Here is a 23,766-nt window from a genome sequence, read left to right on the forward strand (position 1 = left end):
TGTCGAGAAGCCTGTCTATCGTAACGTCTGTGTTGATTCTGACGGCGTGTCAGTCATCAATGCCGCCATTGCCGACGGCAATTAAACCGCCTGCTGACCTTGTGCAACCATGCCCAAACCTGCCTAAACTTGAGGGCGGAACAGGCGCGGATATTCTGCCGTGGTCGTTGCAAGTCATTGGGTTGTACAACGACTGCAAGGCGCGGCATAAGGCGTTATCAGATACGCTTAAATAAAGCAAAGGCCGTCTAAAATCAGGCGGCCTTTTCTTCCAATTATGAAATTCCCTATTGTCGATTTCTTCGGGCGCGTTCCCATGCTTCGCCAGCTTCTTTGGCAATTCGGGGTGCGTTTTTGATTTGCTCTAATGTGAGGTTTTTGGGCTGAGCAACTAGCCGACCGTCAAACACGCCGTCTGAGACTTTTGTAAATTCAAAAATCCAGCCATCTTCATGGCTCGCCGTTTGCGTTTCAAAATCAACTGTCCAGCGGCGTTGCCAGTTTCTATTCTGATGAGGCATTCATTTTTCCTTTCAAAAAAGCCGCCATATTTGGCGGCTTATCTTTTATCTGTTTTTAATGATTTTTTCAATTTCTGAAACCCAGTATCCGCTATGAGGCTTTTTCTCATAACCCTTGATGATTTCGTCAGTAAGTTCAACTTCGCCATATTCTGTCAAAGTGCCGATTGCATATTGATGGCGGTAAACTTTATAAGTGTTTCCTGACAGTTTTTCAAGATGATATGAACCAGTTTTGATAATTTCCATTTTAATTTCCTTACCCCTGATTACCCGAGGCGCGGTTTGCGCGGTTGCACTGAATTCATGTGCGTATATTACCGCTATTTTAGCGGTAGTGCAATATTTATTTTGTTAGTTTTTGTAAAAGCTCAAACCATTTTTTTAACGGCATGTCTGTATGGCTTTTGAGATTTATATCGGCCTCCCAGCGTTGGAATCCTGATATTTTCACATCTAATAAATCGGCGGCTGCTTGTTGTGTCAGCCCATATCTTCGGCGCAATGCTTTCAGATTGTTTGGCGTATAGCCAAATTCGGGATCGTCAATCATTGGTTATTTCCTCGATTTCCCAACCTTTCCACGCGGGCGATTTTCCAGCAACAACATTTTGTAGTCCTGCACTGGCATTGCAATACTCCCCGCCGCCGTTGCTGCCGGTGCGCTTCCAAACAACATCTTTTCTGGTAAATAAGTTGTTGTTACATCTTATAAAGTGGTGCAAGTTTGAAAACTCGTATTGTTTGCCGTATGGGTCTGTCAACCTCCAGCGTTTTGCATGGCAGTTTGTTTCTCCCCGCCCTGCCTTTGGGCTGGCTTTTGCGGCTTCTACCGCCCGTCGCTGCTGCTCTTTTGGCGGTAGATAAGTGGTGCGGCTAATGCCTTTATCGCTGCGGGTTTTTGGCTTGGTTGCCTTGCCTACTTTTAGCCGGTAGCGTTTGCTGGCTACGGTATCATAGCTGCATTGCAAAATAGCGGCTATCTCATGATTAGACAGCCGCCAGTCTATTTTATCCCAGTCATATTTAGGCATTCTCGCCCTCAAAGTCGCGCAGATGGGCTGGGATAAGCTCCAACACTTCAGGCGGGGCAACTGTTGATGCTCCCTCGTGTCTGAGTTGGGTAAGTATGCGGCTGGTTTCGGTGGCCGCCTCTAGTGGCGTCAGTCCGCATCTCACACCGCGCTTGGTGGCGCGGACTGAAAAAAGATCGTAAATATAACCTTCACCGCGTTTCTCAATAATCAATGTAGCTTTCATTTTTTTACTCCAAAATGATAAGTTACCGCCGCTCCCCGGCGGTATGGGTAAACCGCCATTTCGGGCGGTACTGTATCACCAGTGTTAAATTTTTGCTGCAAGCGCATCGCTAAATTTATAGTCGGGAAAATCCCCCCGCGCAAACCGTTCTTTTAATCTAGCTACACTCTTTGTTTCAACAGGTATAAAGCCTGTCAATATTTCTAACCTTCGAACCCATACACTACCGGGGCGTTCGTTGTTAATATCAACAATGCGAAATCCTGCTATTTGGCAATAATGACCCTTATACTTAATAGACCCATAATCCGCACAAACTCCGATACCTATCACTTTATTTTTTGCTTGCTCTACTAATTTGCCCAATGACAATCTTTTGTCAATATCAGTTTTGTAAACACCGGTATCAACTTTAATTTGTCCCTCAGGGGTGTAGATTGCTAATTCGATGGCTTTCATTTTTTAATCCTTTACTCGGTTAGTCCAAATCGCTCCCTGATTTGGTAGGGTGGCAGACCTTGCTGTCTGTCCATGTGTGTATATTACCGCTGTTTTAGCGGTAATGCAAGAGGTTTTTTGAACATTTTTGCAAGTCTATGATTTATATAGTTTTAAATTTTTAAGCCTAATAAAAAAGCCATCTACTTAAAGCAGATGGCCTGTGTATTTTGTCCCTAAATTGTCCCAATGTATTATAAGTTCTTGATTTATTTATTATTAATGGTGCGGACGGAGAGACTCGAACTCTCACACCTTGCGGCGCCAGAACCTAAATCTGGTGCGTCTACCAATTTCGCCACGTCCGCACTAATTTGAATCGTGGATTATACACAAGATTAATGGAGGCGCAAAGTCTTGTTTGCTTGAATTTTTCGGTTTATCCCTTATATAATGGTTTATTCCGGCCGTCTGAAAGCAGGGTTTGTTTTCAGACGGCCTCAACTTTACTATTGGTGAGGAAGGGCAGATGCCTGCTTTATTGATTAAAGATTTTTTGCAGACGCAAGCTTTGAAGTTGCCTGCGGATGAGATACATGTTGCTTATTTGACTACCCAGGCTGTGATTAAAATGGGCAATGCTTCGGTTGAGCGTTCGATTTTGTGGCCGTCTGAAGACGGTTGGCAGTTGGCGGATTATGTTGATGCCGAACATGAATTGTTGCTGAAACAGATTTTTATGGCTTTGGATTCGGTTGCCGAGCGCACTGAGCATTTGAAAAGCGCAGCGGTTTATACAGCATTTCCGAAAGATGGCGCGTTGTCGCTGGTTCGACTGAGCCGTTGGGGTGTGCCGTTGGAAAATGTGATTCCAATCGACGAGCAGACCGGACAGGCTTTTTTGGCTGTGCGTACGGCGCAAAGCGGTTGGATGAATGTTTGTCAGAATGTGGCGTATTGGCAGGAAATTGGTGAGCTGTCGGACGAACGCAATCATCCCGGCTTGAGTCAGATTTCTGTTCCTGTCTGTATGCCCAGCGGTGCGGTTTTGGGTGTAGTGTATGCTGAGTTTGATGTTAAAGACGGTGCGCCTGACGAAGTATTGGTGGCTTGGATTGCCCTTGCCTTGGCTCTGTCGGATTCTTTGAAAAATCTGTTGGGTGTGGCTGAAAACGAGGAAGCGGAAAATGAGTAATGCCTTGAAGTTTGTCGCGTCATGCCGTTTGCCTACGGAATGGGGTGAATTTACCATGCACGGCTTTGAAGAAGAGGGCGGTCAGGAGCATGTCGCATTGACGATGGGCGATGTTTCAGACGGCCTGCCTGTGTTATCGCGTATTCATTCCGAGTGCTTGACCGGCGATGCTTTATTTTCGGTGAAATGTGATTGCGGCCCTCAGTTACAAGCGGCGATGCAGGCCGTTCAAAAAGAAGGGCGTGGCGTTATCGTATATTTGCGTCAAGAAGGCAGGGGCATTGGTTTGATAAACAAAATCCGTGCTTATCGTCTGCAAGATCAGGGCTTGGATACGGTTGAGGCCAATGTAGCGCTCGGCCTTCCTGTTGATGCGCGCGACTTTACTTTGGCTAAACAGATTTATGATTATCTGCATATTCGTGAAGTCAGATTGTTGACCAATAATCCTGAAAAAATCCAAACGTTGAAAGATTCCGGCATCAATGTGGTCGAACGGATTGCATTACATGTCGGCGAAAATGTGGAAAATGAGCGTTATCTGCATACTAAAGCGGATAAATTGGGACATTTGATTTTTGATTGATGGATAGGCATAACGGTAATTTTTGTGGCTAAATAAAATATTCTATATTCTTTCAATGGGATATATTTTTATTTAAATAAAAACCTTGCGCGTGGTCTGATTTTTTGATTTAATGTCGGCTTATCGGGTGATTAGCTCAGTTGGTAGAGCGTCTGCCTTACAAGCAGAATGTCGGCGGTTCGACTCCGTCATCACCCACCAAGTTTCCTTTCATTGTCTTTGACAGTGGATGCGCGGTGGTAGCTCAGTTGGTTAGAGTACCGGCCTGTCACGCCGGGGGTCGCGGGTTCGAGCCCCGTCCGCCGCGCCATTATTTAAAAAGCACTGATTATATCAGTGCTCTTTATTTGTCTTAAAGATACAATTAAGTGGCAAAAATAGAAACAGGTAAGTAACAGGATATTGAAAGTTAAATACTGTTTAACCTTAATTTCTGATGATTTTAAAAAAAGGCCGTCTGAAACTTTTAAAGTTTCAGACGGCCTTTAGTCTATTGAAACAATAGATTAAATATCCAATTCTGCCGTATCACCTTCTTTTTCCATCCATGCGCGGCGGGCAGCGGCTTCGCCTTTGCCCATCAGTTTGACGAAGATGTCGCGTGTTTCGTCATCCGCGCCTTCGGGGATTTGTACCTGCAACAGGCGGCGGGTGTCGGGGTGCATGGTGGTGTCTTTGAGCTGGTCGGGGTTCATCTCGCCCAAGCCTTTGAAACGGCTGATGGAATAGGCGGTTTCTTTGACGCCTTCTTTTTGCAGCCGCTCCAAAATGCTGTCGAGTTCGTTTTGGTCGAGGGCATAGAATTTGCGGGCAGGTTTGCTTTTGCCTTGTGCGTTGACATCGACGCGGAACAGCGGCGGCTGTGCGACGTAAATGTGTCCGTCGGCGACCAGTTTCGGGAAGTGGCGGTAGAACAGGGTCAGCAGCAAAACTTGAATATGCGAGCCGTCCACGTCGGCATCAGATAGGATGGCGATTTTGCCGTAGCGCAGGCCACTTAAATCGGGATTGTCGTTGATGCCGTGCGGATCAACGCCGATGGCGACGGAAATGTCGTGGATTTCGGCGTTGCCGAAGAGTTGGTCGGGGTGGACTTCGAAGCTGTTGAGCACTTTGCCGCGCAGGGGCAGGATGGCTTGTGTGGCTTTGTCGCGGGCGAGTTTGGCGGAGCCGCCGGCGGAATCGCCTTCGACGAGGAAGAGTTCGTTTTCACGGATGTCTTCGCTTTCGCAGTCGGTCAGTTTGCCGGGCAGGACGGCAACGCCGCTGCCTTTTTTCTTTTCGATTTTTTTAACCGAACGCATCCGCGCTTGTGCTTGGCGGATGGCGAGTTCGGCGATTTTTTTGCCGAAGTCCACGTTTTGGTTTAGCCACAATTCCAAAGGGTCGCCCGATACGGCGGCGACGAGTTTCAGCGCGTCGCGGTTGGTCAGTTTGTCTTTGGTCTGACCTTGGAACTGCGGGTCGAGGACGCGGGCGGAGAGGACGAAGGCGGTTTTGTTGAACACGTCGTCGCTTTGTACTTTCACGCCGCGCGGTAGGAGGTTGTGCAGGTTGATGAAGTTGTTGACGGCGTTGAACACGGCTTGTTTCAAGCCTGCTTCGTGCGTGCCGCCCAGCGGGGTGGGGATGAGGTTGACGTAGCTTTCGTTGGCGCACGAACCTTCTTCCAGCCAGGTCAGGGCAAACGCTGCGCCTTCGCCGATGCTGAAATCGCTGTTGTGGTCGTCTGAAATATAGTTTTCGCAAGAGAACAGCGGCACGGCTTCTTGCGCGTCGGCAATCAGGTCGGTCAGATAGCTTTTCAGACCGTCTGGATAGTGCCAGGTTTGGGTGTGTGCTTCGTCCTCGCCTTTGACCGGGCGGGTCAGGGAAACGCGCACGCCCGGCAGCAGCACGGCTTTGGCGCGCAGCAGGCGTTCGAGTTCGGGGATGCTGTAATTCGGGCTTTCAAAATATTTGCCGTCCGGCCAAACGCGCACTTCGGTGCCGCTGTCTTTGACGGCGCATTTGCCCACTTCTGCCAACGGCTTGACCACATCGCCGCCGGCAAACACGATGCGGTGGATTTTGCCTTCGCGTTTGACGGTTACTTCGAGGCGGGTAGAGAGGGCGTTGGTCACGGACACGCCCACGCCATGCAGGCCGCCTGAAAAGGCATACGCGCTGCCGCCGTCTTTTTTGTTGAACTTGCCGCCCGCGTGCAGACGGGTAAACACGAGTTCGACCACGGGCACACCTTCGACAGGGTGCAGCCCGACGGGAATGCCGCGTCCGTTGTCGCACACGGAAAGCGAACCGTCGTCGTGGATGCGCACGTCGATTTCAGTGGCGAAACCGCCCAACGCCTCGTCCGCCGCGTTATCAATCACTTCCTGACAGATATGGGTCGGGCTGTCGGTACGGGTGTACATGCCGGGACGTTCTTTGACCGGCTCCAAGCCTTTGAGGACGGTAATGCTGGATTCGCTGTATTGATTGTTTTTAGCCATAGGAATAATGTAAAGGCCGTCTGAAAAGATGAAAAACAACGCTTTCAGACGGCCTGAAAGCGTTTGGGTTATAGGTTTTCTATTGGATTGCGACGGATAAAGTCTTCATAGCTTTCTATGCCGCGCAAAAAACGGGAGAGTTCGGTCAATGCGTCCAAATACACGCCGCGCTTGAAGTCGATGACTTCGTCAACCGGCGCCCAGTATTGGTGCCAGCGCCAGCCGTCAAATTCAGGATGATGGCAGGCGCGGAGGTTGACGTCGCTGTCGCGGCCGACCAAGCGCAAAAGATACCAAATCTGTTTTTGTCCGCGATACGAACCGCGCCATTCACGGCGCACCCAGTGGCTGGGCACGTCATAACGCAACCAGTCGCGCGTACGGCCAACGATTTTGATGTGTTGCGGCAACAGGCCGACTTCTTCGTACAATTCGCGGTACATGGCGGTCTCAGGACTTTCGCCCGGCTTGATGCCGCCTTGCGGAAACTGCCATGAATGTTCGCGTACGCGTTTGCCCCAAAAGACTTCGTTACGCTCGTTAATCAGGATAATACCGACATTGGGGCGATAGCCTTCTCTGTCTAACACGGTGTCGCCCTTCATTAAATTCAATCGTGCAATTTTCCCACAAATTGGGCGGTTTTGACAAATCTTGAGGCCGTCTGAATAAGCCCACAGTTTTTTCCAGACGGCATGAAACCGTTTCTGAAAAAATGTTGTTTATGAATAAAACCATAGCTTCAGGCCGTCTGAAAAATGAAATTTTTTTCCGCTTTAAGGTCTTGCATTCAAAAGCTTTTTGCCGTTTAATGCAAACCTTGCTGAATCAAGGGCAAAGGACACATGCCGGCCGCCCCCACAGTTTCCCTTTTGTAAGTGGCATCTGCCACCGCTGCAATATTTTTACCCCCCGAACAAAAGGTCTGAAACCATGAAAAAATCTTTGATGGCGGCGGCAATCGTGAGCCTCGTCTTGACTGCGTGTAGCGGTGGAAAAGAAACCGCCGCAGAATCTTCCGCATCTCAAACTCAAACTTCTTCCTCTCAAACGGATAAACTCAATATCTACAACTGGTCGGATTATGTCGATCCAGCCACGCTGTCTGCGTTTGAAAAAAATACGCATATCAATGTCCGCTACGATTACTACGACAGCAACGAAGCGCTGGAAGCCAAGCTGCTGACCGGCAAGTCGGGTTATGACCTGGTTGCGCCGTCTATTGCCAATGTCGGCCGTCAGATTAAAGCCGGCGCGTATCAAAAAATCGACAAATCGCAAATTCCCGATTACGCCAATATTGATCCTGATTTGTTGAAAATGATGGAAACCGTCGATCCGGGCAACGAATATGCCGTGCCTTATTTCTGGGGCATCAATACGCTGGCGATTAACAAACAGCAGGTTCAAAAGGCTTTGGGTACGGACAAGTTGCCTGAAAATGAATGGGATTTGGTGTTTAATCCTGAATACACCCAAAAATTGAAATCCTGCGGCATCAGCTATTTCGACAGTGCCATCGAGCAGATTCCTTTGGCTTTGCATTATTTGGGCAAAGACCCGAACAGCGAAAACCCTGACGACATCAAAGCAGCTGTCGATATGATGAAAAAAGTGCGCCCCGACATCAAACGCTTTACCTCGTCCGGCTATATCGACGATATGGCTGCCGGTAATCTTTGCGTATCGGTAGGCTACGGCGGCGACCTCAATATTGCCAAAACCCGTGCCAAAGAAGCCGGAAACGGCGTCGAAGTCGAAGTGTTGGCGCCGAAAAGCGGCGTCGGTATTTGGGTGGATTCGCTGATGATTCCGCGTGATGCGCAAAATGTGGCCAATGCCCACAAATACATCAACCACACGCTCAATCCGGAAACAGCGGCCAAAAACGGCAACTATGTGACTTATGCTCCGGCTAGCCGTCCGGCGCGTGATTTGATGGATGAAAAGTACACATCCGATGCATCGATTTTCCCGAATAAAGAATTGATGGAAAAAAGTTTCATCGTTTCGCCTAAGTCAACCGATGCGAGCAAACTCAGCGTTCGCTTGTGGCAGGGTTTGAAAGCAGGGCGATAATTAAAATTGAAATTTGAATACTCAGGCCGTCTGAAACAGTTTTTCAGACGGCCTGAGTGTTATAATTGTCAACACTTTTCAAATATCCTATGAGGAGAAACAGCGTTATGAACAATTCAGTCATCACCGTCATCGGCAAAGACCGTGTCGGCATCGTGTACGACGTTTCCGGCATTCTCGCAGAAAACCAAATCAACATCCTTAATATCAGCCAGCAGCTGATGGACGATTTCTTCACCATGATTATCTTGGTGGATACCTCGAAATGCCCCAAATCGCGGCAGGAAATGCTGGATTTGTTTGCGGAAGAGAGCAAAAAACTCGCGCTCGATATCCGTATGCAAAACGAAGAAATTTTCCAAGCCATGCACCGTATTTAAGTCGGAGGGAGAGCCATGAGTATTCAATCCGGCGAGATTTTAGAAACCGTCAAAATGGTGGCTGACCAGAATTTTGACGTGCGCACCATTACCATCGGCATTGATTTGCACGACTGCATCAGCAGCGATATCAATGTGTTGAACCAAAACATTTACAATAAAATCACCACAGTCGGCAAAGACTTGGTGGCGACGGCAAAATATCTGTCTGCCAAATACGGCGTACCGATTGTGAATCAGCGCATTTCCGTTACGCCGATTGCCCAAATCGCCGCGGCCACCCATGCCGATTCCTATGTCAGCGTGGCGCAAACTTTGGATAAAGCTGCCAAAGCGATAGGCGTATCTTTTATTGGCGGCTTTTCTGCGCTGGTGCAAAAAGGCATGTCGCCTTCGGACGAAGTGCTGATCCGTTCCATTCCCGAAGCGATGAAGGCTACCGATATCGTGTGCAGCTCCATCAATATCGGCAGCACGCGCGCCGGTATCAATATGGATGCGGTCAAGCTGGCAGGCGAAACCATCAAACTCACGGCCGAAATCACGCCCGAAGGTTTCGGCTGCGCCAAAATTGTTGTGTTCTGTAATGCAGTGGAAGACAACCCGTTTATGGCGGGCGCGTTTCATGGTTCGGGCGAAGCGGATGCCGTTATCAATGTTGGCGTATCCGGCCCGGGTGTCGTAAAAGCCGCGTTGGAAAATTCAGATGCAACGACATTGACCGAAGTTGCGGAAGTAGTGAAGAAAACAGCTTTCAAAATCACCCGCGTGGGCGAACTCATCGGCCGCGAAGCCTCAAAAATGCTGAATATCCCGTTTGGTATTCTCGACTTGTCATTGGCGCCAACCCCTGCAGTCGGCGATTCAGTGGCACGCATTCTTGAAGAAATGGGTTTGAGCGTCTGCGGTACGCACGGCACGACAGCGGCTTTGGCATTGCTGAATGATGCTGTGAAAAAAGGCGGTATGATGGCTTCCAGCGCGGTCGGTGGCTTGAGCGGCGCGTTTATTCCCGTTTCCGAAGACGAAGGTATGATTGCCGCTGCCGAAGCCGGTGTGCTGACACTGGACAAACTCGAAGCCATGACAGCCGTCTGCTCCGTTGGTTTGGACATGATTGCCGTCCCCGGCGATACGCCTGCTCATACCATTTCCGGCATCATCGCCGACGAAGCCGCCATCGGCATGATCAACAGCAAAACCACCGCCGTGCGCATTATTCCGGTAACCGGCAAAACCGTCGGCGACAGCGTTGAGTTTGGCGGCCTGTTAGGCTACGCGCCTGTAATGCCGGTTAAAGAAGGTTCGTGCGAAGTATTCGTCAATCGAGGCGGTAGAATCCCGGCTCCGGTTCAATCGATGAAAAACTGATTGGATTGACGAACATAAAAGGCCGTCTGAAATTGATTTTCAGACGGCCTTTTATGTTCGCAGGCTGATTATTTAAACATATTTTTAATAATGCCCATTACGCTGCGGGAAATGGCGTTGGTTACTTGGCGGTTGATTTGGCTGCCGATGGCGTCGGCAACGTTGTAGCCCAAACCTTGGCCGGATTTTTTACGTCCGCCGCTCAAGCCGCCGATTAGTCCGCCGAGGATGCCGGGATCGGCATTGGCAGCTTCTTTTTCTGCGGCTTTTTGCGCTTTTTCCTGCTCTTTGGCGGCATTTGCGGCTTCTTTTTCAGCAGCTGCTTGGCTGTCTGCTTCAGCCAGTGCTTCAAAAGCAGAGTAGTTGTCCACCATGTCTTTATAGGTTGGATACAAATCATCGTTTTGGAACAAACGGTTGCGCTCTTCTGCGGCAAGCGGGGTCAGGGCGGATTGCGGCGGCAGGATGAGGGCACGTTCTACCGGCTCGGGCATACCTTTTTCATCAAGGAAGGAAACGAGGGCTTCGCCGACGCCGAGTTCGGCAATCGCTTCGGCAACTTTGATGTTTGGGTTGCTGCGGAAGGTTTCGGCAGCAGCTTTGACTGCTTTTTGGTCGCGCGGTGTAAAGGCGCGCAGGGCATGTTGTACACGGTTACCCAGTTGGCCGAGGATGGTATCGGGCAAGTCAAGCGGGTTTTGGGTGACGAAATATACGCCCACGCCTTTGGAACGGATCAGGCGCACGACTTGTTCGATTTGTTCGACCAACGCATTGGCGGCATTGTCGAACATCAAATGCGCTTCGTCGAAGAACATCACGAATTTTGGTTTGTCCAAATCGCCGACTTCGGGCAGGGTTTCAAACAATTCTGCCAGCATCCACAGCAAAAACGCGCTGTACATACGCGGCGAGCGCATCAGTTTTTCGGAGTTAAGGATGTTGATGATGCCTTTGCCGTTGTCGGTTTGCATCGAGTCTTGCAGGTTGAGGGAAGGTTCGCCGAAGAATTTTTCTGCACCTTCGTTTTCCAAAGTCAGCAGTTGGCGTTGAATCGCGCCGATACTGGCGGCAGAAACGTTGCCGTATTGCGAGCGGTATTCCGAAGCGTGGTCGGAAACGTGTTTCAACATGCTGCGCAGGTCTTTCAAGTCCAGAATGTGCCAGCCTCTGTCGTCTGCAACTTTGAACACGAGGTTGAGCAGGCCTTCTTGCGTGTCGTTCAGATTCATCAGGCGTGCCAAAAGCATAGGACCCATTTCTGAAACGGTGACGCGTACGGGAATACCGGTTTCGCCGTAAACATCCCAAAAGCGCACGGGGAAATTTTGCAGCCATTGTTCACCCAAATCAAACTCGGCGATGCGTTCGCCCACTTTGCCGCTGTTGGCACCGGCTTGCGTGATGCCTGACAAATCGCCTTTGACATCGACCAAGAATACAGGGACACCTTCGCTGCTGAAGGCTTCCGCCATGCGGCGCAGGGTAACGGTTTTACCCGTACCGGTCGCACCGGCGATCAAGCCGTGGCGGTTCGCCATTTTGCCTTGGATTTCGAGCGTTTTCCCGTCAGCACGAGCAATTTGAAATGTAGTCATGATTATTCCTTAGAATCCGTGATGTGAAACAATTTGTTGTCTTAAAAAACAAGCATTTTAACGTTTGCGGCGAGGGGGTTCAACCAAGCAAAGTTTCAGACGGCCTTAAGTTTTGCAAAGGTTTTTTTTGCAGTGATTGGACAAGGTTGAAATCTGCTATAATTCCATCAAATCCGCAACCGTCTGACAAGGCGGTTGTTTTCTTTGTTTTTTGAATATTTTTTACGAAAGCGAAAGTCGGAATGACTGCACAACAAGCCCCTTTGGGCGAAAAAACCATGGCCGTGCTGATGGCGATGTTGGTCGCGCTGATGCCGTTTTCTGTCGATGCTTATCTGCCTGCGATTCCCGAAATGGCGAAGTCGCTGGGTTCAGACATCCACCGCATTGAGCAAAGCCTGAGCTTTTTTATGTTTGGCGTGGCGTTTGGTCAGGTGGTCGGCGGTTCGATTTCGGATATTAAAGGCCGCAAACCTGTCGCCTTGGTGGGCTTGAGCATTTACTTTGCCGCCGTTGTCGGTTTGACGATGGTGAATAATGTCGAGCAGCTGTTGAACTTGCGTGCCGTGCAGGCGTTTGGCGCGGGGATGACCGTGGTGATTTCCGGCGCGCTGGTGCGCGATTATTATTCCGGACGCAAAGCCGCGCAGATGTTTGCCTTAATAGGTATCATTCTGATGATTGTGCCATTGATGGCGCCGATGATTGGTGCAGGCTTGCAGAATTTGGGCGGCTGGCGCATGATTTTCGGCTTTCTGGCCTGCTATTCGCTGCTGCTTTGGGGTTTGATGTGGTATTTCCTGCCCAAGCCGCATCAAAAAGGCAAAATCAGCATGGATGTGTTTGGCGTGGTGGCAGGCAGGTTTAAACGTGTTTTGAGAACGCGCGCCGCAATGGGCTATCTGTTTTTCCAAGCTTTCAGTTTCGGTTCGATGTTTGCCTTTTTGACCGAATCGTCGTTCGTGTACCAACACCTGTATCATGTTTCACCAAACCAATATGCTTGGATATTTGCGCTTAATATCATTACCATGATGTCGTTTAACCGCGTTACCGCATGGCGTTTGAAAACCGGTACGCATCCGCAAAATATCCTCAAATGGGGCATTATCGTCCAATTTACCGCCAATCTGCTGATGACGGTTTTGGTGTTGTCGCTGTCTTTGCCGCCTTTGTGGGCTTTGGTACCATGCGTGATGTTTTCAGTCGGTACGCAAGGCTTGGTCGGAGCGAACACTCAGGCCTGCTTTATGAGCTATTTCAGCGCAGAGGGCGGCAGTGCAAATGCCGTCTTGGGCGTGTTCCAATCCCTTATCGGCGCATCGGTCGGTATGGCAACGACTTGGCTACATAATGGTTCCGCCTTGGTGATGGCCGGTATGATGTTGAGCTCGACCGTGTGCGGTATCGTGCTGTTGTGGGTTTGCTCGCATCAGGCTTGGGTGGAAAACGATAAAAAAGAATATGTTTAACCTTCAGGCCGTCTGAAAAACGGTTTCAGACGGCCTCAACACTATATTGAAGAAATTAACCATGAGTACCAGCAAACAACGCCCCATCGGCGTATTCGATTCCGGTGTCGGCGGCTTGACCAACGTCCGCGCCCTGATGGAACGCCTGCCGATGGAAAACATCATCTATTTCGGCGATACCGCACGCGTTCCCTACGGCACCAAATCCCGCGCCACCATCGAAACCTTCGCCATGCAGATTGTCGATTTCCTGCTGGAAAACGATGTCAAAGCACTTGTCATTGCGTGTAACACCATCGCCGCCGTTGCCGGACAGAAAATCCGCCAAAAAGCAGGCAATATGCCCGTATTAGACGTGATTTCCGCCGGTGCTGAAGCCGCTTTGCAAACCACCAAAAACAACCGAATCGGCATTATCGCGACCAACACTACCGTCAACAGCAATGCCTACGCGCGCGCCATTCATTCAAAAAACAACGATACGTTGGTGCGCACGCAAGCCGCGCCCCTGCTTGTTCCATTGGTGGAAGAGGGCTGGCTCGATCACGAAGTCACCCGCCTGACCGTACGCGAATACCTGAAGCCGCTCTTGGCCGACGACATCGACACGCTGGTGTTGGGTTGCACCCACTTCCCACTGCTCAAACCGCTTATCGGCCGTGAAGCACAAAACGTTACCTTGGTCGATTCCGCCATCACCACCGCCGAAGCCACCGCCAAAGCCTTGGCGCAAGCAGGTTTACTGAATACAGAAAACGACAACCCGGATTACCGCTTCTACGTCAGCGACATCCCACTGCGTTTCCGTACCATCGGCGAACGCTTCCTGGGTAGAAGTATGGAGCAGATTGAGATGGTAACGTTGGGTTGATTGGAAATATTAAAGGCCGTCTGAAAGGTAAAAACAAGGTTAAAGTCGGCGAGATTCACAACGAAGAAGACGCGATTAAAGAAATCGCCAAACTGGAAAAAGCCATGCAGCAGGCGGCTAGGGATTTGCAGTTTGAAGAGGCGGCTGTATTGCGGGATAGGATACGGGGGGATTAAGGAAGAATTATTATTTGGGAGTGATTAAGTTTCTTGATTTATTTATGTTTTAAGTCTAGAATTAACTTTTTATAAAGAAAGGAGAAATTATGTGTACAAACGATATTGAATCTCTAATTAAAGATAAAATTCATAATATTCTTTATGAGGATTTTGCCAGAGTATTACCCGAATGTCCTGAGATTTATACGGAAGATTGGGGTCCGCAAAATGGGGGTTATTATCAAAATGAAGAGCTTGATACTATTAAAATAGTATCTATTAATATAGATGAACCAGATGAAAATAATTGCATTAGTGTTCATGCTATCGTTGATTTAGAAATTTCTGCTGAAATTTGTGGTGATGTTAAGGGGTTGCATGAATCTGGTGAAGAAGACCCGTTTTTTTCTGAAAACTATTCACTGACCGTCAAAGGAGTTGAGATATCTGGTAATATTAATTTATCAGAAGACAAAACAGATATTGAAGATGATGATTTGCAAATATCAGATTATGGAAAAATAGAATAGCAAGCCGTAGCCTGCATCTCCACCAACCGCGTGCGTGGCTGTGCCACACACCTTACCTGCGGCGGCACAAACTTTAAAACCGAGGTGTAGGGTGTGTGCGGTACGCACACACGCGTTGTCTGTCGTTCTCACCACTGTTTCAAACTTTCAGAAGACCTCAAACGTCGTCTGGAAACTTTTAGAATAAAGGCCGTCTGAAATCCAGTTTTCAGACGGCCTTTTTACTTCCTTAGTATTTTACCTGCCCGACTGTGCCCACACGTTTTGCAGGTAGGCGTAGGTCAGCTCGGCGGTGCCGGAGACCAGCGCGATGTCGCTGCCCAAGTCTTCGGCTTTGCCCACGCCGATGGGTAAGGCGCCGGAGGCTTTGATGGCGGCTACTCCTGCTGCGGCGTCTTCGATGCCGATGCATTGGCGGATATCCGCGCCCACGCCCTCGGCGGCGGCGAGGAAGATGTCGGGGGCGGGTTTGGAATGCGCGACGGCGGCAGGGTCGGCGACGGCGTCGAAGAAGTGGGTCAGCCCCATGCGTTCCAGCAGGAACGGGCCGTTTTTACTGGCGGACGCGAGGGCGATTTTTTTGCCGTTTGCCCTCAATGCTTCCAGCAGCGGCAAAATGCCGGGGTACACGTCTTCGGGTTTGACTGCCTGAATCATCTCGACGTAGTTGTCGTTTTTGCGGCGGGTCAGTTCGGCGAACTCGGCTTCGCCGACGGTTTTGCCGCCGTGTGCGAGGATGCGTTTGAGCGAATCGTCGCGCGACACGCCTTTGAGCTGCTCGTTAAACTTGCGGTCGATGCTGATGCCCAGTTCTTCGGCGAGCTTTTTCCATGCGCGGTAGTGATATTCGGCGGTGTCGGTGATGACGCCGTCGAGGTCAAAGAGGACTGCGGTAAAAGTCATTTTGCGCCCTCCTTATTTTTCCAACGCGACAGTGTGGCTGCCGTTGAGCGTGATGTCTTTGCCGTACACCTGCAAATCGAGCGGTTCGCCTTTGAGCAGGGTGAAGACGACGTTTTTTTTGCCGACGGCGACTTTAATCAGACGGCCGCGGTAGTTGATGTGGAAGGCATAGCCTGTCCACGCACTCGGCAGGAACGGTGCGAAACTGAGTTTGCCGCCCCAGGTTTTCATTTGGGCGAAACCTTGGACGATGGCGAGCCACGAGCCGGTCATGGAGGTGATGTGTAGGCCGTCTTCGGTGTCGTTATTGTAGTTGTCCAAGTCCAGGCGGGCGGTGCGCTGGTACATTTCCACGGCTTTTTCTTCTTTGCCCAGTTCGGCGGCAAGGATGGCGTGGATACACGGCGACAACGAGCTTTCATGCACGGTCATCGGTTCGTAGAAGTCGAAGTTGCGGCGTTTTTCGTCCATGTTGAAACGGTCGCCGAAGAAGTAGATACCTTGCAACACGTCCGCCTGTTTGATGAAGGGCGAACGCAGGATTTTGTCCCACGACCATTTCTGGTTGAGCGGCAAATCGTCGGGCGAAAGCGCGGACACGGGGCGGATGTCTTTGTCGAGGAAGCCGTCGTGCTGCACGAATACGCCGAGTTCTCCGTCATGCGGACGGTACATATTCGCGCTGATGTCCGCCCATTTTTCCAGCTCGTCGGCACTCACGTTCAAATCGGGGCGCGGGTATTTCGCCAAGGCTTCGCGGGTGTAGTCCAATACCCATGCGGCGAGGGTGTTGGTGTACCAGTTGTTGTTGATGTTGTTTTCGTATTCGTTCGGGCCGGTTACGCCGTGAATCATGTATTTGCCGCTGCGTTTGGAAAAGTGGACGCGGTCCGCCCAGAAGCGGGACACTTCGACCAAGACTTCCAAACCTTCTTTGGCAAGATAGCTTTCGTCGCCGGTGTAGTTGGTGTAGTTGTAGATGGCGTAAGGAATCGCACCGTTGCGGTGGATTTCCTCAAAGGTGATTTCCCATTCGTTGTGGCACTCGATGCCCGTAAACGTCACCATCGGATAGAGTGCGCCCGCCAAGCCCTGTTCGCGCGCGTTGTGTTGCGCCTGCGGCAGTTGGTTGCGGCGGTATTGCAGCAGGTTGCGGGTAACTTCGGGTTCAGCCAGTGCGAGGTAAAGCGGCACGGCGTAGGCTTCGGTGTCCCAATAGGTCGCGCCGCCGTATTTTTCGCCGGTAAAGCCTTTGGGGCCGATGTTCAGACGCGCGTCTTCGCCGTAGTAGGTGGAGAACAGTTGGAACAGGTTGAAGCGGATGCCCTGCTGCGCTTCGTCGCTGCCTTCGATAACCACGTCGGCGATTTCCCAACGGTGCAGCCAGCCTGCTTTGTGCGCGTCCAGCAAGGTTTCAAACGCAACGCCTGCAATTTTTTCCGACAAGGCGCGGCCGGCGGCTTTCACTGCTTCCAAGCCCTGATAATCGCGACTGGTGGTAACAATCACGCGTTTTTCAAAGGTTTCGGGCGTACTGCCGACTTCGGCTTCAAAAGAATTGGAGACCTGCCAGTCGGTTTGGCTGCCGCCGAGGGCTTTGAAGCTGCCGGCGAAGGTTTGCTCGGCGTTGACGATGAATTGTTCCACGCCGAAAGGATTGGCGACGGTTTGGGTGGCAATGTAGGAGCGGTCGTCTGAAACGCCTTTGTCCAATACCTGCCAGAATTTTTCTTCGTAGTTGGAGTCTTCGTTTTTCACGTCGGCGTCGATGATGGAATCGATGCGGACTTGGTGGGTTTTGCCGTCGACGGATACGGCTTCCCAGCGGATAACCGCCAGTTCTTTTTGCGCGACAGACAGGAATTTGCACACATCGAAACGCACGCCGAATACGGTGAACGAGCGGCGCAACACGCCGTGCTGCATATCGAGTTCGACGGAGAAGCCGGCAACGTCGTTTTTCGCCAAATCCACTTCCTGCCCGTCGACAAAGATTTTGACTTTGCTGAAATTGAGCGCGTTGATAGCTTTGCCGAAATATTTGGGGTAGCCGTTTTTCCACCAGCCGACGCGGGTTTTGTCGGGGAACCACACGCCGGCGATGTAGGTGCCCAAGTGGCTGTCGGCAGAGTAGGTTTCCTCAAAGCTGCCGCGCATACCCATATAGCCGTTGCCCAAGCTGGTCAGGCTCTCTTGCAGCCGTTTGTGTTCTTTTTCCAGTTTTGCCGAACGCAGCGTCCAAGGGCTGACTTCCATGATTCTTGTATACATTTATGAAGCTCCTGTTATTAAAATCGTAAGTTCGGCAAAGGTTTCAGACGGCCTTTGCCGATGGTATGGATGGATTATTCGCCGTGGGTCTCTTTAATCAGACATACTGAGAAGGCTCCCAGCAGCAAGACCGCACCTGCAACCAAGAACATGGTTGCCTGATGGCTGCCCAGCATAGGGAAGAGGATAAAGCTCAGCAGGGAGGCGACGATTTGAGGCATACAGATAGAGCCATTAAACAGACCCAAATAAGTACCCATGTGTTTGCCGGAGAGGGCATTGGTTACAATCGTCAAAGGATAGGTAATGATACCTGCCCACGCGATGCCGATTAAGGTATAAGACAGGATCAATGCATATTGATTGTGGATGAAGAAGATAGAGAAGAAACCGAGCGCGCCCAGAGCCAGACAACCGAAATAACCGACTTTATGGTATTGATTCGGTACTTTTGCCAGAATAAACGAGCAGATAACGGCAGCAATGGATTGTACCGCCGCCAAAACGCCGTACCAGTTGCCCGCTTCCTGATAGCCTACGGAAGAGGCATCGGTTGTCTGCCAAACGTTTTCTGCAATCGCGCCTGCCGAGTAAGTCCACATATATTGGAAAGCGAACCAGCAGAAGAATTGCACCAAAGTGACTGTCCAAAACGCTTTAGGTGCAGTTTTTAAGAGTTCGAACCAGTTGGCTTTTTCCTGATTTGCGGTTACGTCGATGCCGTGGTAGCGAGCGTAGGTTTCCGGATCATACTCTTTGACTTTGAAGATGGTGAACGCACTGGTAATAATCAGCAACGCCGCGCCCACATAGAATGCCACGACCACGGTCTGCGGCACGACGCCTTTTTCCGCCGTGTTTTCCAAGCCGATATACGCGAACACAAATGGCAGAATCGCTGCCACAACCGCACCCGTATTCGCCAAGAAGCTCTGAATCCCGTAGGCGTAGCTTTTCTGCTCCTCGTTGACCATGTCGCCGACCATCATCTTAAACGGCTGCATTGCCATATTGGAGGACACGTCCAACAGCGCAATCATCAGCGCGCCAAACGACAAAGCCGCCAAAGAAGCGTAGCCAAAACCGAAGCTGCCGGAGTTCGGCATCAGAATCATGACGATAACCGCAATCAGCGTACCGTAAAGCAGATACGGCAGACGGCGGCCGCCCAGGCGCGGATTCCAAGTGCGGTCGGAGTAATGGCCGACAATCGGCTGCACCAGCATCCCCGCCAACGGCGGCAGGATAAAGAACCAGCCGAGGCTGTGCGGGTCGGCGCCGAGTGTCTGGAAGATGCGGCTCATTTGTGAGCTTTGCAGGGTAAAGGCCGTCTGAACGCCGAGATAGCCGAAGCTCAGCATCCAAATCGTACTTTTTGCCAGTGACGGCAAACCTTGTTTTGCTGTTTTTTGCGTATGTTCCGACATGAGGTAAATCCTTTTTTTAAAAAGTATTTTTATTGAGAAATCTGAAATGTTCCTTGGTGTGGTGTTCTCTGTCGTTATTGTTTGTGTGCGTGCTTTCAAGGATATAGGTGCATTTTATGAAGCGCGCCGGATATTGGCAATGCCAGTTCAAGGATAAACTGGCTTAAATCAAATTTTCTGCGGTTTGGCATTGATACCGTCGGGCAATGAGGGTATCGGTTCGGCTCGGTGTATATTTTGATGCTTATTTCTATTTTCAGACGGCATTTGAACAAGCAAGTATTGGGGCAATAGGTTAAAATGGGCCGTCTGAAATTTGTTTGACCGAATTGAGAATACTATGTCCCAACAATACGTCTATTCCATGCTGCGTGTGAGCAAGGTTGTGCCGCCGCAGAAAACCATCATTAAAGATATTTCCCTTTCCTTCTTCCCCGGCGCAAAAATCGGTTTGCTCGGTTTGAACGGCGCGGGTAAGTCCACCGTGCTGCGGATTATGGCGGGCGTGGATAAAGAATTTGAGGGCGAAGCCGTGCCGATGGGCGGCATTAAAATCGGTTACCTGCCGCAAGAGCCTGAGCTTGATCCTGAAAAAACCGTACGCGAGGAAGTGGAAAGCGGTTTGGGCGAAGTGGCTGCCGCGCAGAAACGCTTGGAAGAAGTGTATGCCGAGTATGCCAATCCTGATGCGGATTTTGACGCGTTGGCGGAAGAACAAGGCCGTCTGGAAGCGATTATTGCGGCGGGTTCGTCCACGGGCGGCGGTGCAGAGCATGAATTAGAAATTGCTGCCGACGCGCTGCGTCTGCCTGATTGGGATGCCAAAATCGGCAATTTGTCCGGCGGTGAAAAACGCCGTGTGGCTTTGTGCAAACTCTTGTTGAGCAAGCCCGATATGCTTTTGCTTGACGAGCCGACCAACCACTTGGACGCGGAATCTGTCGAATGGCTGGAGCAATTCTTGGTGCGCTTCCCCGGCACAGTCGTTGCGGTAACGCACGACCGCTATTTCCTCGACAATGCTGCCGAATGGATTTTGGAACTCGACCGCGGACACGGTATCCCGTGGAAAGGCAATTACTCGTCTTGGCTGGAGCAGAAAGAAAAACGCTTGGAAAACGAGGCGAAGTCTGAAGCTGCGCGCGTGAAAGCGATGAAGCAGGAGTTGGAATGGGTACGCCAAAATGCCAAGGGCCGTCAAGCCAAGTCCAAAGCGCGTCTGGCGCGTTTCGAGGAAATGAGCAACTACGAATACCAAAAACGCAACGAAACTCAGGAAATCTTTATCCCTGTTGCCGAGCGTTTGGGTAATGAAGTAATTGAGTTTGTGAATGCTTCCAAGTCGTTTGGCGATAAAGTGCTGATTGACGATTTAAGCTTTAAAGTGCCTGCTGGCGCGATTGTCGGCATCATCGGCCCGAACGGCGCGGGTAAATCGACGTTGTTTAAAATGATTGCGGGCAAAGAGCAGCCTGATTCCGGCGAAGTGAAAATCGGCCAAACCGTGAAAATGAGCCTGATCGACCAAAGCCGCGAAGGTTTGCAAAACGACAAAACCGTGTTCGACAACATCGCTGAAGGCCGCGATATTTTGCAGGTCGGACAGTTTGAAATCCCTGCCCGCCAATATTTGGGACGCTTCAACTTTAAAGGCAGCGACCAAAGCAAAATCGCAGGTCAATTGTCAGGCGGCGAACGCGGACGTTTGCACTTGGCAAAAACCTTGTTGAGCGGCGGCAATGTGTTGCTGCTGGACGAACCGTCCAACGACCTCGACGTGGAGACCCTGCGCGCGCTGGAAGATGCATTGCTGGAATTTGCCGGCAGCGTGATGGTGATTTCGCACGACCGCTGGTTCCTCGACCGCATCGCCACGCATATTCTGGCGTGCGAAGGCGATTCGAAATGGGTGTTCTTCGACGGCAACTATCAGGAATACGAGGCCGATAAGAAACGCCGTTTGGGCGAAGAGGGCGCGAAACCGAAACGTATCCGTTACAAACCGGTAACACGTTAATTAGGTTTGAACCAAAAGGCCGTCTGAAACATTAAAAGTTTCAGACGGCCTTTTATTTTTGATGTTTATGATTGTTTTCTTAATTGCGGATGGTTTTCCAATGTATCAATGATGATTTCAATCATGCGGGGGGCGGTTTGCGCCAAATCGAAACCTTGACCTGAAGAAAGCCAGCGCCAAATCAAGCCGTCTAATGAAGACTTGATGAAGATGACTGCCATATCGGTATCCAAATTATCCGCCAACGCTTTTTGTTGTACCGCATCAGTCAGGACGGCAATGATTTTTTCACGCCATAGTGATTGGTGTTTTTTAGCGATGGCAATGACTGCCTCATTTTGCTCGGTGTGTTCGCATTTTAAAAACAAAATGCTGTGGAATTTATAGTGAAGCTCGTTGTGTTGCAGTCGCTCGAAAAAACGGGTCAGGGTCAGTCGGAAGCTTGACCAAGCCTGTTCGTTATTGTTGTTTGAATCCTCCTTTATGCAACTTTCGATGTCGTCGCAAATCCGTTGGAACAAAGCGTCAAACAAATCTTCTTTGTTTTTGAAATGCCAATACAGTGCGCCGCGCGTTACGCCTGCAGCTTGGGCGATTTCGTTGAGCGAAGTGCGGGCAATGCCTTTCTGATAAAACGTATCTAATGCGGCAAGCATGAGATATTCTTTGGTTTTTAAGGCTTCGGTTTTGGTTCTTCTCATGGTTTTTTTGTAGGAAATGTAAATTTATGGTTCGGATTATAAAAAATTACTTCTGAACATGCAAGAATGTATGTATAATTCAATTTAGTACTTGATAGTGTTTCTCAACACTATATAATCAGCCTGTTTTTCATGAAAACAGGCAATTTCTGCTTGTGAAATATGAGATTAAAGTAATCAATTTTTAATTAGTCAAACCCTTATTTATCATAGAGATAGGAAAATTATGGCTCTTTATGCTTCTAAAATGATGCGTGTCGCGGCAATTGCAGCAGCTACTGCGTTGGCGCTTTCCGCTTGCGGCAAAGGCGATGAAAAAGCAGCCGGCCAACAGGCGCAAGGCAGTCAGCAACAGCAAAAACAACCTGCGCCTGAAGTTCGCGTGGTCACTGTGCATCCGGAAACCGTTGCATTGACAACCGAGTTGCCGGGCCGTCTGGAATCATTGCGTACTGCGGAAGTTCGCGCCCAAGTCGGCGGTATTCTGCAAAAACGCCTGTTCCAAGAGGGCAGCTATGTGCAAGCCGGTCAGCCTTTGTACCAAATCGACAGCTCATCTTATGAAGCAAACTTAGAAAGCGCACGCGCCCAGTTGGCGAGTGCGCAAGCTACTTTGGCCAAAGCGAATGCCGACCTGGCCCGATACAAACCGCTGGTTGCCGCCGATGCCATCAGCCAACAAGAATATGATGCGGCCGTAACGGCCAAGCGTTCAGCAGAGGCAAGCGTCAAATCCGCTCAAGCAGCCATCAAATCTGCCGGTATCAACCTGAACCGCTCCCGCATTACTGCGCCGATTTCTGGCTTCATCGGTCAATCTAAAGTTTCTGAAGGTACATTGCTCAATTCCGGCGATACTACTGTTTTGGCCACCATTCAACAAACCAATCCGATGTATGTCAACATTACCCAATCTGCGAGTGAGGTCATGAAACTGCGTCAACAGGTTGCCGAAGGCAAATTGTTGGCGGCAAACGGCGCGATTGCAGTGGATATCAAATTTGACGACGGTACGGTTTACCCTGAAAAAGGCCGTCTGCTGTTTGCAGATCCGACTGTCAACGAAACGACCGGTCAAATTACCTTGCGCGCCGCCATTCCTAACGACAGAAATATCTTGATGCCGGGCTTGTATGTACGCGTGTTGATGGAACAAGTGGCAGTGGATAATGCATTTGTAGTGCCGCAACAAGCCGTTACCCGCGGTTCGCAAGATACGGTGATGGTGGTGAATGACAAGAGCGAAATGGAAGCGCGTGTCGTGACCGTAGCCCAACAGCAAGGTACCAACTGGATTATTACAGACGGCCTGAAAGACGGCGACAAAGTGATTGTTGAAGGCATCAGCATTGCCGGTATGTCGGGTGCTAAAAAGGTAACGCCGAAAGAATGGACGCCGCCTGCAAACGATGCGGCAGCAACATCGGCAGTTTCAGACGGCCAGGCTGCATCCGAGGCCAAGCCTGAAGCTAAAGCTGCATCTGAAGCTAAATAAG

General features: G+C 50.3%; 24 protein-coding genes, 3 tRNA genes and 1 pseudogene. 14 read left to right on the plus strand and 14 right to left on the minus strand.

Annotated features, from left to right (window positions below):
• A partial coding sequence (locus HMPREF3052_RS11885; protein ID WP_141756590.1) for an Rz1-like lysis system protein LysC occupies positions 1 to 236 on the plus strand: 236 nt, incomplete at its 5' end.
• 51 nt (positions 237 to 287) lie between these two features.
• On the opposite strand, the gene HMPREF3052_RS01650 is transcribed toward HMPREF3052_RS11885, so the two are convergent.
• From HMPREF3052_RS01650 to HMPREF3052_RS01680, 7 genes are all read right to left on the minus strand, one after another.
• Complete coding sequence (locus HMPREF3052_RS01650) at positions 288 to 521, minus strand: hypothetical protein (protein ID WP_070748079.1); 234 nt, start codon at positions 519 to 521, stop codon at positions 288 to 290.
• A 45-nt stretch (positions 522 to 566) separates the two neighbouring features.
• Positions 567 to 770 (minus strand): hypothetical protein, encoded by a 204-nt coding sequence (locus tag HMPREF3052_RS01655; RefSeq protein WP_070748081.1) that lies wholly within the window; start codon positions 768 to 770, stop codon positions 567 to 569.
• A gap of 97 nt (positions 771 to 867) precedes the next feature.
• Entirely contained in the window at positions 868 to 1,074 is a 207-nt protein-coding gene (locus tag HMPREF3052_RS01660; RefSeq protein ID WP_070748083.1) for a helix-turn-helix domain-containing protein, read from the minus strand.
• Positions 1,067 to 1,555 carry a hypothetical protein gene (locus tag HMPREF3052_RS01665; protein WP_070748084.1) on the minus strand — a complete coding sequence of 163 codons (489 nt, stop codon included), beginning with the start codon at positions 1,553 to 1,555 and terminating at the stop codon, positions 1,067 to 1,069. The genes HMPREF3052_RS01660 and HMPREF3052_RS01665 overlap by 8 nt, the downstream gene beginning before the upstream one ends.
• Entirely contained in the window at positions 1,548 to 1,781 is a 234-nt protein-coding gene (locus HMPREF3052_RS01670) for a hypothetical protein (RefSeq protein ID WP_070748086.1), read from the minus strand. Before HMPREF3052_RS01670 ends, HMPREF3052_RS01665 begins: the two co-directional genes overlap by 8 nt.
• Positions 1,782 to 1,865: 84 nt before the next feature.
• A complete protein-coding gene (locus HMPREF3052_RS01675; protein ID WP_070748088.1) occupies positions 1,866 to 2,240 on the minus strand; it encodes a hypothetical protein in 375 nt (124 codons plus the stop codon).
• Between the two features lie 262 nt (positions 2,241 to 2,502).
• A tRNA-Leu gene (locus tag HMPREF3052_RS01680) sits at positions 2,503 to 2,587 on the minus strand.
• Between the two features lie 161 nt (positions 2,588 to 2,748).
• Between HMPREF3052_RS01680 and HMPREF3052_RS01685 the strand changes: the two genes are divergently transcribed.
• The 4 genes from HMPREF3052_RS01685 to HMPREF3052_RS01700 all read left to right on the plus strand — a co-directional run bounded on the left by HMPREF3052_RS01685 (position 2,749) and on the right by HMPREF3052_RS01700 (position 4,310).
• Positions 2,749 to 3,414, plus strand: a complete 666-nt coding sequence (locus HMPREF3052_RS01685) for a hypothetical protein (RefSeq protein WP_070748090.1) — start codon at positions 2,749 to 2,751, stop codon at positions 3,412 to 3,414.
• A complete protein-coding gene (gene ribA, locus HMPREF3052_RS01690) occupies positions 3,407 to 4,000 on the plus strand; it encodes a GTP cyclohydrolase II (protein WP_003685106.1) in 594 nt (197 codons plus the stop codon). Before HMPREF3052_RS01685 ends, ribA begins: the two co-directional genes overlap by 8 nt.
• 125 nt (positions 4,001 to 4,125) lie before the next feature.
• A tRNA-Val gene (locus HMPREF3052_RS01695) sits at positions 4,126 to 4,201 on the plus strand.
• 32 nt (positions 4,202 to 4,233) lie between these two features.
• Positions 4,234 to 4,310 (plus strand) — tRNA-Asp (locus HMPREF3052_RS01700).
• A 196-nt stretch (positions 4,311 to 4,506) separates the two neighbouring features.
• Here the strand turns inward: HMPREF3052_RS01700 and parE are convergent.
• Together parE and HMPREF3052_RS01710 are read right to left on the minus strand one after the other, a co-directional pair.
• Positions 4,507 to 6,492, minus strand: a complete 1,986-nt coding sequence (gene parE, locus HMPREF3052_RS01705) for a DNA topoisomerase IV subunit B (RefSeq protein WP_070748092.1) — start codon at positions 6,490 to 6,492, stop codon at positions 4,507 to 4,509.
• A 68-nt stretch (positions 6,493 to 6,560) separates the two neighbouring features.
• Complete coding sequence (locus tag HMPREF3052_RS01710; RefSeq protein ID WP_004520487.1) at positions 6,561 to 7,097, minus strand: RNA pyrophosphohydrolase; 537 nt, start codon at positions 7,095 to 7,097, stop codon at positions 6,561 to 6,563.
• A gap of 328 nt (positions 7,098 to 7,425) precedes the next feature.
• Here HMPREF3052_RS01710 and HMPREF3052_RS01720 point away from each other — a divergent pair, with 328 nt between their 5' ends.
• From HMPREF3052_RS01720 to HMPREF3052_RS01730, 3 genes are all read left to right on the plus strand, one after another.
• Positions 7,426 to 8,571, plus strand: coding sequence for a polyamine ABC transporter substrate-binding protein (locus HMPREF3052_RS01720; RefSeq protein WP_070748094.1), 1,146 nt, complete (start codon positions 7,426 to 7,428; stop codon positions 8,569 to 8,571).
• A gap of 107 nt (positions 8,572 to 8,678) precedes the next feature.
• A complete protein-coding gene (locus HMPREF3052_RS01725) occupies positions 8,679 to 8,951 on the plus strand; it encodes an ACT domain-containing protein (protein ID WP_019270481.1) in 273 nt (90 codons plus the stop codon).
• 15 nt (positions 8,952 to 8,966) lie between these two features.
• A complete protein-coding gene (locus HMPREF3052_RS01730) occupies positions 8,967 to 10,322 on the plus strand; it encodes a PFL family protein (protein WP_070748096.1) in 1,356 nt (451 codons plus the stop codon).
• 68 nt (positions 10,323 to 10,390) lie between these two features.
• On the opposite strand, the gene HMPREF3052_RS01735 is transcribed toward HMPREF3052_RS01730, so the two are convergent.
• Entirely contained in the window at positions 10,391 to 11,920 is a 1,530-nt protein-coding gene (locus HMPREF3052_RS01735) for a helicase HerA-like domain-containing protein (RefSeq protein WP_070748098.1), read from the minus strand.
• Positions 11,921 to 12,162: 242 nt separating this feature from the next.
• Here HMPREF3052_RS01735 and HMPREF3052_RS01740 point away from each other — a divergent pair, with 242 nt between their 5' ends.
• From HMPREF3052_RS01740 to HMPREF3052_RS01755, 4 genes and pseudogenes are all read left to right on the plus strand, one after another.
• Positions 12,163 to 13,392, plus strand: a complete 1,230-nt coding sequence (locus HMPREF3052_RS01740; protein ID WP_070748100.1) for a multidrug effflux MFS transporter — start codon at positions 12,163 to 12,165, stop codon at positions 13,390 to 13,392.
• Positions 13,393 to 13,453: 61 nt separating this feature from the next.
• Positions 13,454 to 14,263, plus strand: a complete 810-nt coding sequence (gene murI / locus HMPREF3052_RS01745; protein ID WP_049331752.1) for a glutamate racemase — start codon at positions 13,454 to 13,456, stop codon at positions 14,261 to 14,263.
• Between the two features lie 11 nt (positions 14,264 to 14,274).
• Positions 14,275 to 14,467: pseudogene (locus HMPREF3052_RS01750) on the plus strand (UvrB/UvrC motif-containing protein); the annotation flags it as partial.
• A 61-nt stretch (positions 14,468 to 14,528) separates the two neighbouring features.
• Positions 14,529 to 14,951, plus strand: coding sequence for a hypothetical protein (locus tag HMPREF3052_RS01755; protein WP_070748104.1), 423 nt, complete (start codon positions 14,529 to 14,531; stop codon positions 14,949 to 14,951).
• Positions 14,952 to 15,188: 237 nt separating this feature from the next.
• Here HMPREF3052_RS01755 and pgmB read toward each other — a convergent pair whose 3' ends face one another.
• The 3 genes from pgmB to HMPREF3052_RS01770 form a co-directional block, all read right to left on the minus strand.
• Positions 15,189 to 15,854 carry a beta-phosphoglucomutase gene (gene pgmB / locus HMPREF3052_RS01760; RefSeq protein WP_070748105.1) on the minus strand — a complete coding sequence of 222 codons (666 nt, stop codon included), beginning with the start codon at positions 15,852 to 15,854 and terminating at the stop codon, positions 15,189 to 15,191.
• A gap of 12 nt (positions 15,855 to 15,866) precedes the next feature.
• On the minus strand, positions 15,867 to 18,125 hold the full coding sequence (locus HMPREF3052_RS01765; RefSeq protein ID WP_070748107.1) for a glycoside hydrolase family 65 protein: 2,259 nt from the start codon (positions 18,123 to 18,125) through the stop codon (positions 15,867 to 15,869).
• Positions 18,126 to 18,199: 74 nt separating this feature from the next.
• On the minus strand, positions 18,200 to 19,552 hold the full coding sequence (locus HMPREF3052_RS01770) for an SLC45 family MFS transporter (RefSeq protein WP_070748109.1): 1,353 nt from the start codon (positions 19,550 to 19,552) through the stop codon (positions 18,200 to 18,202).
• 340 nt (positions 19,553 to 19,892) lie between these two features.
• Here HMPREF3052_RS01770 and ettA point away from each other — a divergent pair, with 340 nt between their 5' ends.
• Positions 19,893 to 21,569, plus strand: coding sequence for an energy-dependent translational throttle protein EttA (gene ettA / locus HMPREF3052_RS01775; protein ID WP_070748111.1), 1,677 nt, complete (start codon positions 19,893 to 19,895; stop codon positions 21,567 to 21,569).
• 65 nt (positions 21,570 to 21,634) lie between these two features.
• On the opposite strand, the gene HMPREF3052_RS01780 is transcribed toward ettA, so the two are convergent.
• Positions 21,635 to 22,270, minus strand: a complete 636-nt coding sequence (locus HMPREF3052_RS01780; RefSeq protein ID WP_070748113.1) for a multidrug efflux system transcriptional repressor MtrR — start codon at positions 22,268 to 22,270, stop codon at positions 21,635 to 21,637.
• A 226-nt stretch (positions 22,271 to 22,496) separates the two neighbouring features.
• Between HMPREF3052_RS01780 and HMPREF3052_RS01785 the strand changes: the two genes are divergently transcribed.
• The gene (locus HMPREF3052_RS01785; protein ID WP_070748115.1) at positions 22,497 to 23,765 is read left to right on the plus strand and encodes an efflux RND transporter periplasmic adaptor subunit; all 1,269 of its coding nucleotides are present in this window, start codon (positions 22,497 to 22,499) and stop codon (positions 23,763 to 23,765) included.
• The last annotated feature ends 1 nt before the right edge of the window (position 23,766 follow it).

Origin of the sequence: Neisseria sp. HMSC056A03 (assembly GCF_001815685.1) — a bacterium.
Lineage (GTDB): Bacteria > Pseudomonadota > Gammaproteobacteria > Burkholderiales > Neisseriaceae > Neisseria > Neisseria subflava.